We start from the raw sequence: 14,021 nt of genomic DNA, 5'->3' as shown, positions 1-14,021 counted from the left end.
CTCAGATTCCTTCGCCCGTCTTGACCTTGCGGATTTCCATTCCAGTCGCCGGCGTGCGGCCGACCTGGGCAGCGATCGACTGCCGCTTGACGCCCGGTTTATGGCGCAGCGTCAGCACGATGGCGCCGATCATGGCGACCAGCAGTATGAGGCCCGCAATTTGGAAGTAATAGAGGTAGTCGGTATAGAGGATGTCGCCGAGCGCTGCCGTGTTCGAGCGCGCGGCAAGGTCCGGAATGGGCTTTGAGACCGTCGCGGCCAGCTGCGGCGCGAACGTATAGCCGCCGAGCACGACGATCAGCTCCGCCGCCAGGATCAGCCCGACCAGCGCGCCGATCGGCGCGTATTGCAGGGCGCCTTCCTTCATTTCGGCGAAATCGACGTCGAGCATCATGACGACGAACAGGAACAGCACCATGACCGCGCCGACATAGACGACGAGCAGGATCATCGCCAGGAACTCGGCGCCGGTCAGCATGAACAGGCCGGCGGCGTTGAAGAAGGTCAGGATCAGGAACAGCACCGAATGCACGGGATTGCGCGCCGAAATGACCATGAACGCCGACGCCACCGCGACAAAGGCGAAGAGGTAGAAAAAGGCCGCCTCTAGTCCGTTCAGCATGGGTTCCCCCGGGTTTCTGTCCAAACAGGACGCTCGTCCTGTTCGATGTTTGCCACCGCCTCCGGTCGCAAGTTTCGTGTTCCTATCGCATGTTTCGATCGGGTTGAAAGACCCGGATCGAAAGAAAACATGCGACACTTTCAATTCCGGAGGAGGATCTTGTCCGAAAAGTCTGCAACTTTTCGGGATCATCCTCTGAACGAGGCCGCTCGCCCCGTCCATGCGTCAAATGTCAGCGGTACGGCGCATCCAGCGAGAGGTTGCGCGCCAGTTCGCGCTCCCAGCGGTCGCCATTGGCCAGCAGCTTGTCCTTGTCGTAATAAAGTTCCTCGCGCGTCTCGGTCGCGAATTCGAAATTCGGCCCTTCGACAATGGCGTCGACCGGGCAGGCCTCCTGGCAGAAGCCGCAATAGATACACTTCACCATATCGATGTCGTAGCGCACGGTGCGGCGCGTGCCGTCATTGCGGCGCGGGCCGGCCTCGATGGTGATGGCCTGCGCCGGGCAGATCGCCTCGCACAATTTGCAAGCGATGCAGCGTTCCTCGCCGTTCGGATAGCGGCGCAGCGCATGCTCGCCGCGGAAGCGCGGGCTCACCGGCCCCTTCTCGTGCGGATAGTTGATCGTCTCCTTCGGCGCGAAGAACTGGCGCATCGACAGGAAGAAGGCGCTGACGAAATCCTGCAGGAGCAGCGACTTTGCGGCTTGGGCTAGAGCGGACATCACGCAAACCCCGTGATCTTGAGGAACGCGGCGACAATCACCACCATCGCCAGCGAGATCGGTAGGAAGACCTTCCAGCCAAGCCGCATCAGCTGGTCGTAGCGGTAGCGCGGCACGAAGGCCTTCACCATCGAGATCATGAAGAACACCAGGCAGACCTTGAGCACGAACCAGATCAGACCCGGCACCCAGGTGAAGGGAGCGAAGTCGAAGGGCGGCAGCCAGCCGCCGAGGAACAGGATGGTGGCCAGCGCGCACATCAGCACGATGGCGACATATTCGCCGAGGAAGAACAGCAGGAACGGCGTCGACGAATATTCGACCATATGGCCGGCGACGAGTTCCGATTCGGCTTCCACAAGGTCGAAGGGCGGACGGTTCGTCTCGGCCAGCGCCGAGATGAAGAAGATGACGAACATCGGGAACAGCGACAGCCAATGCCAGTCAAGGAAGGTGTTGGGCAGGCCAACCCGCGTCCCCAGCCCATCCTGCTGCGACAGCACGATATCGGACAGGTTGAGCGAGCCGACGCAAAGCAGCACGGTGACGATGACAAAGCCGATCGAGACTTCGTAGGACACCATCTGTGCCGCCGAGCGCAGCGCGCCGAGGAACGGATATTTCGAGTTGGACGCCCAGCCGCCCATGATCACGCCATAGACCTCGAGCGAGGAGATGGCGAAGACATAGAGGATGCCGACATTGACGTTGGCGATCGCCCAGCCCTCGTTGACCGGAATGACAGCCCAGGCCGAGATCGCCAGCACGGCCGACACCAGCGGCGCCAGGAGAAAAACGCCCTTGTTGGCGCCGGACGGAATCACCGGCTCCTTGAACACGAACTTCAGCAGGTCGGCGAAAGCCTGCAGCGTGCCCCATGGGCCGACGACGTTCGGGCCGCGGCGCAACTGCACCGCCGCCCAGATCTTGCGGTCCGCGTACAGGATGTAGGCGACGAAGATCAACAGCACGACGATCAGCACGACCGACTTCAACAGGATGATCAGCGCCGGCAGCACGTAGAAGGAGAAGAAGGTGTCCATGCTTATTCCGCCGCCTGCCTGAAGCCGTTTTTCGCCAGCGCCGAGCATTCCGCCATCACGGCGGAAGCCCGCGCGATCGGGTTGGTCAGGTAGAAATCCTTGACCGGCGAGGTGAAGGCGCCCTTATTTAGCCGCCCGCCGAGCTTCGCCACGTTGGCGATATCGTCAGCGTTGCCGGCCGCGACCTGGTCGATGCGGGCCAGATGTGGGTATTCCGAATAGAGTTTTGCGCGAAGCTGCGGCAGCGAATCGAACGGCAGCTTCTTGCCCAGCACATCCGACAGCGCCCGCAGGATCGCCCAGTCCTCGCGCGCATCGCCTGGCGCGAAGCCGGCACGGTTGGTCTGCTGCACGCGGCCCTCGGTGTTGACGTAGGTACCCGACTTTTCGGTATAGGCGGCGCCCGGCAGGATGACGTCGGCGCGGTGCGCGCCCTGGTCACCATGCGTGCCGATATAGACGACGAAGGCGTCGCCGGTCTTGGCCATGTCGATCTCGTCGGCGCCGAGCAGGAACAGCACGTCCGTCTCGCCCAGCATGCCGGCGACGTTCTTGCCTCCCTCGCCCGGCACGAAACCGACATCGAGACCGCCGACCCGGCCCGCCGCAGTGTGCAGCACGGCAAAGCCGTTCCAGTCGGCTCTCGAGGCATTGACGGCGATGGCAAGCTTGGCCGCCTGGCCGAGCACGGCCGCGCCATCCGAGCGCGCCAGCGCGCCTTGGCCGACTATGATCAGCGGGTGCGTCGCTTTCTTCAGCACCTGGAAGAACTTGCCATTGCCGTCGGCCAGTTCCTTCAGCGATTCCGGCCCGGCGCCGAGCTGTTCATAGTCGTAGCGCGTATCACCGACATCGCCGATGACGCCGACCGGCAGGTTGCCGACCCGCCAGCGCTTGCGGATGCGGGCGTTGAGCAAGGACGCCTCGAAGCGCGGATTGGCGCCGATGATCAGCACCGCGTCGGCCTGCTCGATGCCCTCGATGGTCGGGTTGAAGATATAGCTTGCCCGGCCGAGCGACGGATCGAGCGCCGCGCCATCCTGGCGGCAGTCGGTGTTCTTCGAGCCGAGCGAGGCCATCAGCAGCTTCAGCGCATAGATCTCCTCGACGGCGGCGAGATCGCCTGCAATGGCACCGATCTTGTCGGGTGCGGCGTTCGACACCGCTTCCTTGATCGCGGAGAAAGCCTCGGCCCAGCTTGCCGGGGTCAGCTTGCCGTCCTTGCGTACGTATGGCCGGTCGAGGCGCTGCGTGCGCAAGCCGTCCCAGATGAAACGGGTCTTGTCGGAAATCCACTCCTCGTTCACCGCCTCGTTGGTGCGCGGCAGGATGCGCATCACCTCGCGGCCTCTGGAATCGACGCGGATCGCCGAGCCGACGGCATCCATCACATCGATGGATTCGGTCTTGGTCAGCTCCCATGGCCGCGCCTGGAAGGCGTAGGGTTTGGAGGTCAGCGCACCGACCGGGCAAAGGTCGATGACGTTGCCCTGCAGTTCCGAGGTCATCGCGCTTTCGAGATAGGTGGTGATCTCGGCGTCCTCGCCGCGGCCGATCAGGCCGAGCTCGGAAATGCCGGCTATCTCCGTGGCGAAGCGGACGCAGCGCGTGCAATGGATGCAGCGGTTCATGATAGTCTTGACCAGCGGCCCGATATACTTGTCTTCGACCGCCCGCTTGTTCTCGTGATAGCGCGAGGAATCGACGCCGAACGCCATCGCCTGGTCTTGCAGGTCGCACTCGCCGCCCTGGTCGCAGATCGGGCAATCCAGCGGATGGTTGATCAGCAGGAATTCCATCACGCCTTCCCTGGCCTTCTTGACCATCGGCGTGTTGGTGAAGATTTCCGGCGTTTCGCCATTCGGGCCGGGGCGCAGGTCGCGCACGCCCATGGCACAGGATGCCTGCGGCTTGGGCGGCCCGCCCTTCACCTCGATCAGGCACATGCGGCAATTGCCGGCGATCGACAGCCGCTCATGGAAGCAGAAGCGCGGCACTTCCGCGCCAGCGTCCTCGGCCGCCTGCAGCAGCGTGTAATGGTCGGGTACAGTAATCTCTTTCCCGTCGACCTTGAGCTTTGCCATGTCGTCTCAAACCCCTGCGGACGTTCCGCAATCTTTCTTTCCGGGCGCAGCCGAAACCGCGCGGTATTGAATTCAATGTTTGGCCTCGGCCAGCGCCGCCGCCTGGCCAAGCCAGTCGTCGCGATCGATGCGGCCGTTGAACGACAGATAATCGTCGACCCAGGCGATCTCTTCCGGCGTCCATGCCGCGATCTGGCCATATGTCCAGATGCCCAAGCCGTTCAGCACCTTCTCCAGCTTCGGCCCGATGCCCGATATCGCCTTGAGATCGGCCGGATTTGCCGGACGATCCATGGCCTTGGGCTGCTTGAAATCCTCCGGCATCAACCCGGTTGGCGCGGCACCCGCAACGGTGCTCGCATCCGCCACGTTCGGCGCATCGCCTGTGGCAGTTGCCGCTATATCGGTTACGTCCCTGGCGAAGGACTGCGCCTCGGCGATCAAGGTTTTCGTCGCCGCGCGCGCCTTGGTCGAAGAGTTCGTCCCTGTCTCTGAAAAGCGTTCGACCCTGGCCTCGAAATCGTCGACGATCGGTTGGAAGAGGCGCTGCGAGGCCTCGGCGGCACCCGAGAGCGCGCCCATCCACACCCCAAAGGCATGATTGGCAAGGCCGAAGCCGAGCGCCGACATCGCTGCCGCACCCGCGACAGGGTGCGCCAGGAGATTGACGGCGCTCGCCATCTCCTTCGGCATCATCCTGGTCAGGTCCTGGTTCATCTTCTCGAACGGGTCCAAATCTGGCATCAAATGATCGGGTCTCGAATGCAGCGACATTGGTGATCTCCTAGTCGTTTCTTCCGTTTGCCCCGAGCCTGTTTCCTCAAATCGGGCATTCGCCCGTATTTCAAATCGGGCGCTTGCCCGTATTTCGAACTTCTCTATTCCGCAGCCACCATCACCGGCTCTGCCCGGTGCGCATTGCGCGAAAACTCGTCGATACGCCGCTCCACCTCGCCGCGGAAATGCCGCATCAGGCCCTGGATCGGCCACGCCGCCGCATCGCCCAGCGCGCAGATCGTATGGCCCTCGACCTGCTTGGTCACGTCGAGCAGCATGTCGATCTCACGCTTCTGCGCCTCGCCGCGCACCAGCCGCTCCATCACCCGCCACATCCAGCCGGTGCCTTCGCGGCACGGCGTGCACTGGCCGCAGCTCTCGTGCTTGTAGAAGTAGGAAAGCCGCGCGATCGCCTTCACGATATCGGTCGATTTGTCCATGACGATGACAGCCGCCGTGCCAAGGCCCGATTTCAGGTCGCGCAGCGCATCGAAATCCATCGGCGCGTCGATGATCTGCTCCGCCGGCACCAGCGGCACCGAAGCGCCGCCCGGAATGACCGCCAGCAGATTGTCCCAGCCGCCGCGAATGCCGCCGCAATGCGTCTCGATCAGCTCGCGGAACGGGATCGACATCGCCTCTTCGACGGTGCACGGATTGTTGACGTGGCCGGAGATGCAGAACAGCTTTGTGCCGACATTGTTGGGCCGCCCGAAGGACGAGAACCAGGCCGCACCGCGGCGCAGGATGGTCGGCGCCACCGCGATGGACTCGACATTGTTGACCGTCGTCGGGCAGCCATAGAGGCCGACATTGGCCGGGAATGGCGGCTTCAGCCGCGGCTGGCCCTTCTTGCCTTCGAGGCTTTCGAGCAGCGCCGTTTCCTCGCCGCAGATATAGGCGCCGGCGCCATGGTGCATGTAGATGTCGAAGTCGTAGCCGGACGTGTTGTTCTTGCCGATCAGCTTGGCCTCATAGGCCTCGTCGATGGCGCGCTGCAGCGCCTCGCGCTCGCGGATGAACTCGCCGCGCACATAGATGTAGGCGGCGATCGCGCCCATGGCGAAGCCGGCAATCAGGCAGCCCTCGACCAGCGTGTGCGGGTCATGGCGCAATATGTCGCGGTCCTTACAGGTGCCAGGCTCGGATTCGTCGGCGTTGACGACGAGATAGCTCGGCCGGCCATCGCTCTGCTTGGGCATGAACGACCATTTCAGCCCGGTCGGGAAGCCGGCGCCGCCGCGACCGCGCAAGCCTGATGCCTTCATCTCGTTGACGATCCAGTCGCGCCCCTTGGCGATGATGCCTGGCGTGTTGTCCCAGGCGCCGCGCGCCATTGCGCCGGCCAGCGACTTGTCGAAGCGGCCGTAGATGTTGTTGAAGATGCGGTCTCTGTCCTGAAGCATTGTTCGTTCCTCAGACCGGCTTCTTGCCGAAGACGCGGATATATTCGGCGACCCCGCCCTTGGCGAGCGCCTTGGCCTGCTTGACCCAGTTTTCGCGCTGAATGCGGCCGTGGAAGCTGAGATAGCCGTCGACCCATTCGCGCTCAGCCTTCTTCCAGGATGCGACTTGCGCATAAGTGAAGATGCCAAGCGAATGCAGGATGCCTTCGATCTTCGGGCCGACGCCTGAGATCAGCTTGAGATCGTCGACCAGTGCCGGCTTTGCGATGCCGGCCGGCCGGTTCTTGTCCTCGAGCGAAGGCTTGGTCAGCTTGGCGGCTGCGCCGAGCTGTGCGCCCTTGGCTTCCGGCGCCTTGAAAGCGGCGGCTGGCTCAACCTTGATTATGGGACCGCTACGCTGTTTCGAAACCTTTTCGACCTCCGGCGCGGCCTTGTTGGCGTTGGCCGCCGAATGCCGCGGTGCGGCGACGCTCGCCGCCTTTTCCGTCTCTGGTGCGACCTTTGTCGGCGAAGGCGATCTCAGCGCCGGGCTGGTTTCAGGCGCATCGGTCTTCGGCTTGCTGGCTTTCGATGGCGCAACGGGGGCAGCCAGTGCCTGCGCGACCGGAGCCGGCACCGCGGCGGCAGTCGACGCTGCACCTTGCGCGGCCTTAGCCGCCGCCTTGGCTTCCCTGTCGCGTGTCGTCTTCAGGATTGCCTTTTCATTCTTCAGCGTCGTCAGACCGCTGATCGGCTCTGAGGTGATGCGGCCGTTCTGCGGCCCCGGCGTCACCGAGGCGCCCTTGCCGGCATCGTAGAGATCGATGATCTCGGCAAGCCGCTCCGGCGTCAGGTCCTCGAACGTGTCCTTGAAAATCATCACCATCGGCGCGTTGACGCAGGCGCCGAGGCATTCGACCTCTTCCCACGACAGCGTGCCCTTGTCGTTGGTGTGGAACTGGTCGTGATGGATCTTCGAGCGGCACACATCCATCAGCGCTTCCGAGCCGCGCAGCATGCAGGGCGTGGTGCCGCAGACCTGGATATGCGCGCGGGTGCCGACCGGATTGAGCTGATACTGCGTATAGAAAGTCGCGACTTCGAGCCCACGGATATAGGGCATATCGAGCATATCGGAGATCGTCTCGATCGCCGCCTTGGTCACCCAGCCTTCCTGCTCCTGCGCCAGCATCAGCAAGGGGATGATCGCCGACTGCTCGCGGCCCTTCGGATACTTCTTGATCCATTGCTTCGCCGCTGCCGCATTCGCCCGGTTGAAGGCAAAGGAGGCTGGCTGGAGGCTGGCTTCTGCGAGACGGCGGACTGACATTTATCGATCGACCTCACCAAACACGATGTCGAGGGAGCCGAGGACGGCGGTGACGTCGGCCAGCATGTGGCCACGGCACAAAAAGTCCATGGCTTGCAGATGCGCGAAGCCGGGCGCGCGCAGCTTGCAGCGATAGGGCTTGTTGGTGCCGTCCGAGACGAGATAGACGCCGAACTCGCCCTTCGGCGCTTCGACCGCCGCATAGACCTCGCCCGCCGGCACCCGATAGCCTTCGGTGTAGAGCTTGAAGTGATGGATCAGCGCTTCCATCGAGCGCTTCATCGCCGCACGCTTCGGCGGCACCACCTTGCCGTCGAGGTTCGACACCGGCCCTGCGCCTTCCTTGCCGAGCAGCAAGTCGACGCACTGGCGCATGATTTTCGCCGACTGGCGCATCTCTTCCATGCGCACGAGGTAACGATCGTAGCAGTCGCCGTTCTTGCCGATCGGAATGTCAAAATCCATCTCGGCATAGCATTCATAGGGCTGCGACTTGCGCAGATCCCAGGCGACGCCGGATCCGCGCACCATGACGCCGGAAAAGCCCCAGGCCCAGGCATCGGCCAGCGAAACGGTGCCGATGTCGACATTGCGCTGCTTGAAGATGCGGTTGCCGGTCAGCAGTGCGTCGAGATCGTCGAGCGATTTCAGGAACGGATCGATCCAGCTGCCGATATCTTCGACCAGCTTCTGCGGCAGGTCCTGGTGGACGCCGCCGGGCCGGAAATAGGCCGCATGCATGCGCGAGCCGCTGGCCCGCTCATAGAACACCATCAGCTTTTCGCGCTCGACGAAGCCCCACAGAGGCGGCGTCAGCGCGCCGACATCCATCGCCTGCGTCGTCACATTGAGAATGTGCGACATGATGCGGCCGATCTCGCAATAGAGCACGCGGATCAGCTGGCCGCGCTTCGGCACCTCGATGCCAAGCAGACGCTCGGCGGCAAGCGCAAAGGCATGCTCCTGGTTCATCGGCGCGCAATAGTCGAGCCGGTCGAGATAAGGCACGGCCTGCAGGTAGGTTTTGGCTTCGATCAGCTTTTCAGTGCCGCGATGCAACAGCCCGATATGCGGATCGACGCGATCGACGACTTCGCCATCGAGCTCCAGCACGAGGCGCAAAACGCCATGCGCCGCAGGATGTTGCGGGCCGAAATTGATGTTGAAGTTGCGAACGGAGGTTTCAGCCATTTACTGCTTTGCCTTCTCATCCCCCGGAAGCACGTAATCCGTACCTTCCCACGGAGACAGAAAATCGAAATTGCGGAATTCCTGCTTCAATTCCACCGGCTCGTAGATGACCCGCTTGGCCTCGTCGTCATAGCGCACCTCGACGAAGCCGGTCAGCGGGAAATCCTTGCGCAGCGGATGACCCTCGAAGCCGTAGTCGGTCAGAATCCGCCTGAGATCGGGATGGCCCGAAAACAGCACGCCATAGAGATCGTAGGTTTCGCGCTCGAACCAGTCGGCGCCGGGATAAACGCCGGTGATCGACGGCACCACAGTTTCCTCGTCGGCCTGGACCTTGATGCGGATGCGAATATTCTGCTTCGGCGACAGCAGGTGGTAGACGACGTCGAAGCGCTTGGCCCGCGACGGATAATCGGCGCCGCAGACGTCGATGATCGAGATGAACTGACAGTTTTTATCGTCGCGCAGGAAGGTTACCACCTCGATCAGATCGTGCGGCTCGACAGAGATGGTGAGTTCGCCATAGGCAAACACCGCATCGCCGATCCGGCCGCTCAGCTTCTCGCCCAGATAGGTCGAGAGTTCATTTAACGACAGGTTCATCATCCCGCTCACCGTTCGATCGTGCCGGTGCGGCGGATCTTCTTTTGCAGCAGAAGGATGCCGTAGAGCAGCGCTTCAGCGCTCGGCGGACAGCCGGGCACGTAGATGTCGACCGGCACGACGCGGTCGCAACCGCGCACAACCGAATAGGAATAGTGGTAGTAGCCGCCGCCATTGGCGCAGGAGCCCATCGAGATGACGTAGCGCGGCTCCGGCATCTGGTCGTAGACCTTGCGCAACGCCGGCGCCATCTTGTTGGTCAGCGTGCCGGCGACGATCATAATGTCGGACTGGCGCGGCGACGCGCGCGGTGCGACGCCGAAGCGCTCGCTATCATAGCGCGGCATCGAGGTATGGATCATCTCGACCGCACAGCAAGCGAGGCCAAACGTCATGAACATCAGCGAGCCGCTGCGCGCCCAGGTGATCAGCGCCTCGGTCGAGGTGACGAGAAAACCCTTGTCGGCAAGCTCGTTGTTGATCTCGAGGAAGAAAGGATCATTCGCCCCCACCGGCTTTCCGGTGCTGGGGTCGAGAATGCCTTTTGGCTTCGGCGCGACGAGCGTGCCGGAATTGTCGCTCAATCCCATTCCAGCGCTCCTTTCTTCCATTCATAGGCAAAGCCGATGGTCAGCACCGCCAGAAACACCATCATCGACCAGAACCCGAGCATGCCGATCTGGCTGAAAGACACGGCCCACGGAAACAGGAAGGCCACTTCCAGATCGAAGATGATGAACAGGATCGACACCAGATAGAAGCGGATGTCGAACTTCATGCGGGCGTCGTCGAACGAGTTGAAACCGCATTCATAGGCGGAAAGCTTTTCCGGATCGGGGTTGCGGTAGGCCACCAGGAAGGGTGCGGCAAGCAGCGCCAGGCCGACGACCAGCGCCACGCCGATGAACAGGACGATGGGCAGGTACGAACTCAACAACGCGTTCATGCTGCGGCTTTCCGTTGGCGGCCAATCCACTCTGATTACAGCACCGGACCCACTTGCGGAAGCGTGACAGTTTAACCACTGAACCGTTTTAGGGGGCTCTATGCTGCAACGCGGCGAGGGTTAGCGCAGGCCTTTCGGCGAAGCAAGTCAAACCTTGTTCAAAACACGGTGCTGGACGGCATATCCGGATAAACTGGTCCGATCTGCTCCTGTTTGATTTCCTTCACTTTTTACTCCACTTTTCTCTCCTGACATAGATGCCGCCAAAACCCTGCTAGCATGGCGCGGAATCATCGCCCCAACCTTTGGTCGAACGCCAACAGAGTGCCGTCTGCATGAAGGAAAAAATCTCGCTCGCCATGGCCCGGCGCATCGCGCTTGCCGCACAGGGCTTTACCGATGTCAGGCCGAACGGCACGCCCAATCGCCGCCATCTGGCCCGCGTCCTTGCCCGCACCGGCCTGCTGCAGATCGATTCCGTCAGCGCAGTGGTGCGTGCCCACTATATGCCGCTCTATTCGCGACTTGGCCCCTACCCGCTTGCACTGCTCGACAATGCCGCCGTGACACGCAAGCGCCTGGTTTTCGAATATTGGGCGCACGAAGCCTCCTTTCTGCCGGTCCAAACCTATCCGCTGATGCGCTGGCGCATGCAGCGGGCCGAGCGCGGCGAGGAAATGTATAGTGGGCTGGCCAAGTGGGGGCGCGAACGCACCACTTACATTGAAGACATTTACCGCGAGGTTGTATCGCGCGGCCCGATCGCCGCATCGGCTCTCGAAGGCCAAAAGGGAAATGGCGGCTGGTGGGGCTGGAGCGACGCCAAGCACGCTTTTGAATGGCTGTTCTGGGCCGGCCGCATCACCACGGCATCACGTCGTGGCTTCGAGCGGCTTTATGATCTGCCGGAACGGGTGCTGCCGCCGGCAATACTCAGCTTGCCGGTGCCCTCCCCTGAGGATGCGCATCGCGAATTGCTGCGCATCTCCGCCCGCGCCCACGGCGTCGCGACAGCGGGCGACCTGCGCGACTATTTCCGACTTTCTCCGGCCGACATCAAGGGCCGCATCGAAGAGCTGGTCGAGGCAGGTGATCTTTTGCCGGTTCGCGTCGAAGGCTGGGACAAACCAGCCTATCTTCACAAGGACGCCCGTTTTCCGCGCAAGATCGAGGCACGCGCTCTGCTCGCCCCGTTCGATCCGGTTGTCTTCGAGCGGTCGCGTACGGAAAGGCTGTTCGACTTCCGCTATCGCATCGAGATCTACACCCCCGCCGAAAAGCGCCAGTACGGCTATTATGTGCTGCCGTTCCTGCTCGGCGAAAGGATCGTGGCGCGCATCGACCTCAAGGCCGACCGTCCCGCCGGCGTGCTGCGCGTCCATGCCGCCTATGCCGAGCCCGGCGCCCCGCCGCAAACCGCTGCTAAGCTTTTCGAGGAATTGAAGCTGATGCAGGGCTGGCTCGGCCTGGAACGCATCGAGGTGACGCCTGCGGGTGACCTGGGCCAACCGCTCGCCAACATTGCCGCCTCGTAGACGTGCGTTGACACGACTGCCTCCACAAGCCTAAATCCGGTCCAGACGGTCTCCTCTCGGCAAAGGGAGGAGCCAAGAGGGAATGCGGTGCGAAATTCCGATTTCAAATCCGCGGCTGTCCCCGCAACTGTAAGCGACGAGCCAAGGCCGAAAACCACTGGGACGGTCCCGGGAAGGCGGCACCAAGGCGATGACCCGCGAGCCAGGAGACCTGCCGTCTAAGACAGAAGAATCCGATTCGCCTGGCGGGTTTTCCGGGCAAGGAGCCTGATTTGAAACGCGACAGCAGTTTTTCGGCTGAGACAGCGGACGTATTGTCCCGCGATAGTGATGCCTTGGCCGGCGTTACCGTGATCGTCTGCGCCTCCTGCCGTGACGAGACCGGCTCCGATGGCCATCCCCGCGCCGGCGAATTGCTTGCCGATGACGCGCGCCGCGCCGCTTCCGGCGAAAATATCCGTATCCGCACCGTCGAATGCCTAGGCAACTGCAAGCGCCGGCTGAGCGCCGCGATCCTGCGCGACGGCTGCTGGAGCTATGTCTTCGGCGACCTGACCGCGACAAGCGGCGCCGATCTCGTCGCTGGCGCAAAGCTCTTCGCCACCTCGACCGACGGCCTCATTCCATGGCGCGGCCGCCCCGATTGCCTGAAGCGCGGCCTCGTCGCCCGCATCCCTCCCCTCGACCTTTTGAAGGACCAGATATGAACGCTTCCGTCTCCCGCGTGCCCTGCACCGTCATCACCGGCTTCCTCGGCGCCGGCAAGACGACGCTGATCCGCCATCTGCTCGAAAACGCCGGGGGCAAGCGGCTGGCCATCATCGTGAACGAGTTCGGCGACATCGGCATCGACGGCGAGATCCTGAGAGGCTGCGGCATCGACACCTGCCCGGAGGAGAACATCGTCGAGCTGGCCAATGGCTGCATCTGCTGCACCGTCGCCGATGATTTCGTCCCGGCGCTCGATCAGATCCTGTCGCTGACGCCGAGGGTCGACCATATCCTGATCGAAACCTCCGGCCTCGCTCTGCCCAAGCCGCTGGTCCAGGCCTTCCAGTGGCCGACGGTCAAGAGCCGGGTGACGGTCGACGGCGTCATCGCCGTCGTCGACGGACCGGCGCTGGCTGATGGCCGCGTCGCCAACGACATGGACGCCCTGCAGGCGCAGCGCGCGCAGGACGAGACGCTCGACCATGACGATCCGGTCGAGGAGGTGTTCGAGGACCAACTGGCTTGCGCCGACCTGATCATATTGTCGAAGAGCGACCTGATGGACGCCGCCGGCTCAGCCCGCGCCAATGCCATCATCGGCGAGCACACCGCGCGCGCCGTCAAGATCGTGCCGACCTCGCAGGGCAAGGTCGATCCGTCTGTGCTGCTCGGCCTCGGCCTTGCCGTCGAGGACGACATCGAGAACCGCAAGACCCATCACGACGACGAGTTCGACCACGAGCACGACGATTTTGACTCGTTCGTCATCGATATTCCGTCGATCGCCAATCCCGATGAGCTGGCTTTGCGCGTCGCCACCGCGGCGGAGGAAGAAAACGTTTTGCGCGTCAAGGGTTTCGTCGAGGTCGGCGGCAAGCCGATGCGGCTGTTGCTGCAGGCCGTCGGTCCGCGCGTCAATCACTATTACGACCGCGCCTGGACCGCCGACGACGACCGCCGCTCGCGCCTCGTCGTCATTGGCCTGAAAGGGCTGAACCGCCCGGCAATCGAGCGTATCCTCGCCGGCTGACCTCAGGCACGAGCCGCGATGCACATCCTCACCACAACAT

The 14,021-nt window shown here is 62.8% G+C and carries 14 protein-coding genes and 1 riboswitch; of the genes, 3 read left to right on the top strand and 11 right to left on the bottom strand.

Annotated features, from left to right (window positions below; all coding sequences use genetic code 11):
- Window position 1: 1 nt before the first annotated feature.
- The 11 genes from EOC93_RS13225 to EOC93_RS13175 all read right to left on the bottom strand — a co-directional run bounded on the left by EOC93_RS13225 (window position 2) and on the right by EOC93_RS13175 (window position 10,705).
- Entirely contained in the window at window positions 2-622 is a 621-nt protein-coding gene (locus tag EOC93_RS13225; protein WP_095483442.1) for an NADH-quinone oxidoreductase subunit J, read from the bottom strand.
- A 232-nt stretch (window positions 623-854) separates the two neighbouring features.
- Window positions 855-1,346, bottom strand: coding sequence for an NADH-quinone oxidoreductase subunit NuoI (gene nuoI, locus EOC93_RS13220; RefSeq protein ID WP_095483441.1), 492 nt, complete (start codon window positions 1,344-1,346; stop codon window positions 855-857).
- Complete coding sequence (nuoH, locus tag EOC93_RS13215) at window positions 1,346-2,389, bottom strand: NADH-quinone oxidoreductase subunit NuoH (RefSeq protein WP_095483491.1); 1,044 nt, start codon at window positions 2,387-2,389, stop codon at window positions 1,346-1,348. Before nuoH ends, nuoI begins: the two co-directional genes overlap by 1 nt.
- Window positions 2,390-2,391: 2 nt before the next feature.
- On the bottom strand, window positions 2,392-4,473 hold the full coding sequence (gene nuoG / locus EOC93_RS13210) for an NADH-quinone oxidoreductase subunit NuoG (protein WP_127204823.1): 2,082 nt from the start codon (window positions 4,471-4,473) through the stop codon (window positions 2,392-2,394).
- 72 nt (window positions 4,474-4,545) lie between these two features.
- Window positions 4,546-5,247 carry an NADH-ubiquinone dehydrogenase gene (locus tag EOC93_RS13205; protein WP_095483439.1) on the bottom strand — a complete coding sequence of 234 codons (702 nt, stop codon included), beginning with the start codon at window positions 5,245-5,247 and terminating at the stop codon, window positions 4,546-4,548.
- Window positions 5,248-5,351: 104 nt separating this feature from the next.
- On the bottom strand, window positions 5,352-6,656 hold the full coding sequence (gene nuoF / locus EOC93_RS13200) for an NADH-quinone oxidoreductase subunit NuoF (RefSeq protein ID WP_127204822.1): 1,305 nt from the start codon (window positions 6,654-6,656) through the stop codon (window positions 5,352-5,354).
- Window positions 6,657-6,666: 10 nt separating this feature from the next.
- Entirely contained in the window at window positions 6,667-7,965 is a 1,299-nt protein-coding gene (locus tag EOC93_RS13195; protein ID WP_127204821.1) for an NADH-quinone oxidoreductase subunit E, read from the bottom strand.
- Window positions 7,966-9,156 carry an NADH-quinone oxidoreductase subunit D gene (locus EOC93_RS13190; RefSeq protein ID WP_126106059.1) on the bottom strand — a complete coding sequence of 397 codons (1,191 nt, stop codon included), beginning with the start codon at window positions 9,154-9,156 and terminating at the stop codon, window positions 7,966-7,968.
- Window positions 9,157-9,759, bottom strand: a complete 603-nt coding sequence (locus EOC93_RS13185; RefSeq protein ID WP_127204840.1) for an NADH-quinone oxidoreductase subunit C — start codon at window positions 9,757-9,759, stop codon at window positions 9,157-9,159.
- A gap of 8 nt (window positions 9,760-9,767) precedes the next feature.
- Window positions 9,768-10,349, bottom strand: coding sequence for an NADH-quinone oxidoreductase subunit B (locus EOC93_RS13180; protein WP_027156092.1), 582 nt, complete (start codon window positions 10,347-10,349; stop codon window positions 9,768-9,770).
- Window positions 10,340-10,705 carry an NADH-quinone oxidoreductase subunit A gene (locus tag EOC93_RS13175; RefSeq protein WP_023798850.1) on the bottom strand — a complete coding sequence of 122 codons (366 nt, stop codon included), beginning with the start codon at window positions 10,703-10,705 and terminating at the stop codon, window positions 10,340-10,342. Before EOC93_RS13175 ends, EOC93_RS13180 begins: the two co-directional genes overlap by 10 nt.
- A gap of 335 nt (window positions 10,706-11,040) precedes the next feature.
- Here EOC93_RS13175 and EOC93_RS13170 point away from each other — a divergent pair, with 335 nt between their 5' ends.
- From EOC93_RS13170 to cobW, 3 genes are all read left to right on the top strand, one after another.
- A complete protein-coding gene (locus EOC93_RS13170; protein ID WP_127204820.1) occupies window positions 11,041-12,240 on the top strand; it encodes a winged helix-turn-helix domain-containing protein in 1,200 nt (399 codons plus the stop codon).
- 29 nt (window positions 12,241-12,269) lie between these two features.
- Window positions 12,270-12,474: riboswitch (cobalamin riboswitch) on the top strand.
- A 38-nt stretch (window positions 12,475-12,512) separates the two neighbouring features.
- The gene (locus EOC93_RS13165) at window positions 12,513-12,947 is read left to right on the top strand and encodes a DUF1636 family protein (protein WP_127204819.1); all 435 of its coding nucleotides are present in this window, start codon (window positions 12,513-12,515) and stop codon (window positions 12,945-12,947) included.
- Window positions 12,944-13,981 carry a cobalamin biosynthesis protein CobW gene (cobW, locus tag EOC93_RS13160; protein ID WP_127204818.1) on the top strand — a complete coding sequence of 346 codons (1,038 nt, stop codon included), beginning with the start codon at window positions 12,944-12,946 and terminating at the stop codon, window positions 13,979-13,981. The genes EOC93_RS13165 and cobW overlap by 4 nt, the downstream gene beginning before the upstream one ends.
- Window positions 13,982-14,021 lie beyond the last annotated feature (40 nt).

The sequence above is a fragment of the Mesorhizobium sp. M6A.T.Ce.TU.002.03.1.1 genome (assembly GCF_003997275.1).
Classification (GTDB): domain Bacteria; phylum Pseudomonadota; class Alphaproteobacteria; order Rhizobiales; family Rhizobiaceae; genus Mesorhizobium; species Mesorhizobium mediterraneum.
Note: the sequence above shows the minus strand (reverse complement) of the source record. Positions and strands in the feature narration are given on the sequence as shown.

Excerpts from the sequence above, each read along its gene's own strand:
- nuoG (WP_127204823.1), bottom strand. The coding sequence starts at position 4,473 with ATGGCAAAGCTCAAGGTCGACGGGAAAGAGATTACTGTACCCGACCAT.
- nuoH (WP_095483491.1), bottom strand. The coding sequence starts at position 2,389 with ATGGACACCTTCTTCTCCTTCTACGTGCTGCCGGCGCTGATCATCCTG.
- EOC93_RS13190 (WP_126106059.1), bottom strand. The coding sequence starts at position 9,156 with ATGGCTGAAACCTCCGTTCGCAACTTCAACATCAATTTCGGCCCGCAA.
- EOC93_RS13185 (WP_127204840.1), bottom strand. The coding sequence starts at position 9,759 with ATGAACCTGTCGTTAAATGAACTCTCGACCTATCTGGGCGAGAAGCTG.
- nuoF (WP_127204822.1), bottom strand. The coding sequence starts at position 6,656 with ATGCTTCAGGACAGAGACCGCATCTTCAACAACATCTACGGCCGCTTC.
- EOC93_RS13205 (WP_095483439.1), bottom strand. The coding sequence starts at position 5,247 with ATGTCGCTGCATTCGAGACCCGATCATTTGATGCCAGATTTGGACCCG.
- EOC93_RS13180 (WP_027156092.1), bottom strand. The coding sequence starts at position 10,349 with ATGGGATTGAGCGACAATTCCGGCACGCTCGTCGCGCCGAAGCCAAAA.
- cobW (WP_127204818.1), top strand. The coding sequence starts at position 12,944 with ATGAACGCTTCCGTCTCCCGCGTGCCCTGCACCGTCATCACCGGCTTC.
- EOC93_RS13175 (WP_023798850.1), bottom strand. The coding sequence starts at position 10,705 with ATGAACGCGTTGTTGAGTTCGTACCTGCCCATCGTCCTGTTCATCGGC.
- nuoI (WP_095483441.1), bottom strand. The coding sequence starts at position 1,346 with ATGTCCGCTCTAGCCCAAGCCGCAAAGTCGCTGCTCCTGCAGGATTTC.
- EOC93_RS13225 (WP_095483442.1), bottom strand. The coding sequence starts at position 622 with ATGCTGAACGGACTAGAGGCGGCCTTTTTCTACCTCTTCGCCTTTGTC.
- EOC93_RS13170 (WP_127204820.1), top strand. The coding sequence starts at position 11,041 with ATGAAGGAAAAAATCTCGCTCGCCATGGCCCGGCGCATCGCGCTTGCC.
- EOC93_RS13195 (WP_127204821.1), bottom strand. The coding sequence starts at position 7,965 with ATGTCAGTCCGCCGTCTCGCAGAAGCCAGCCTCCAGCCAGCCTCCTTT.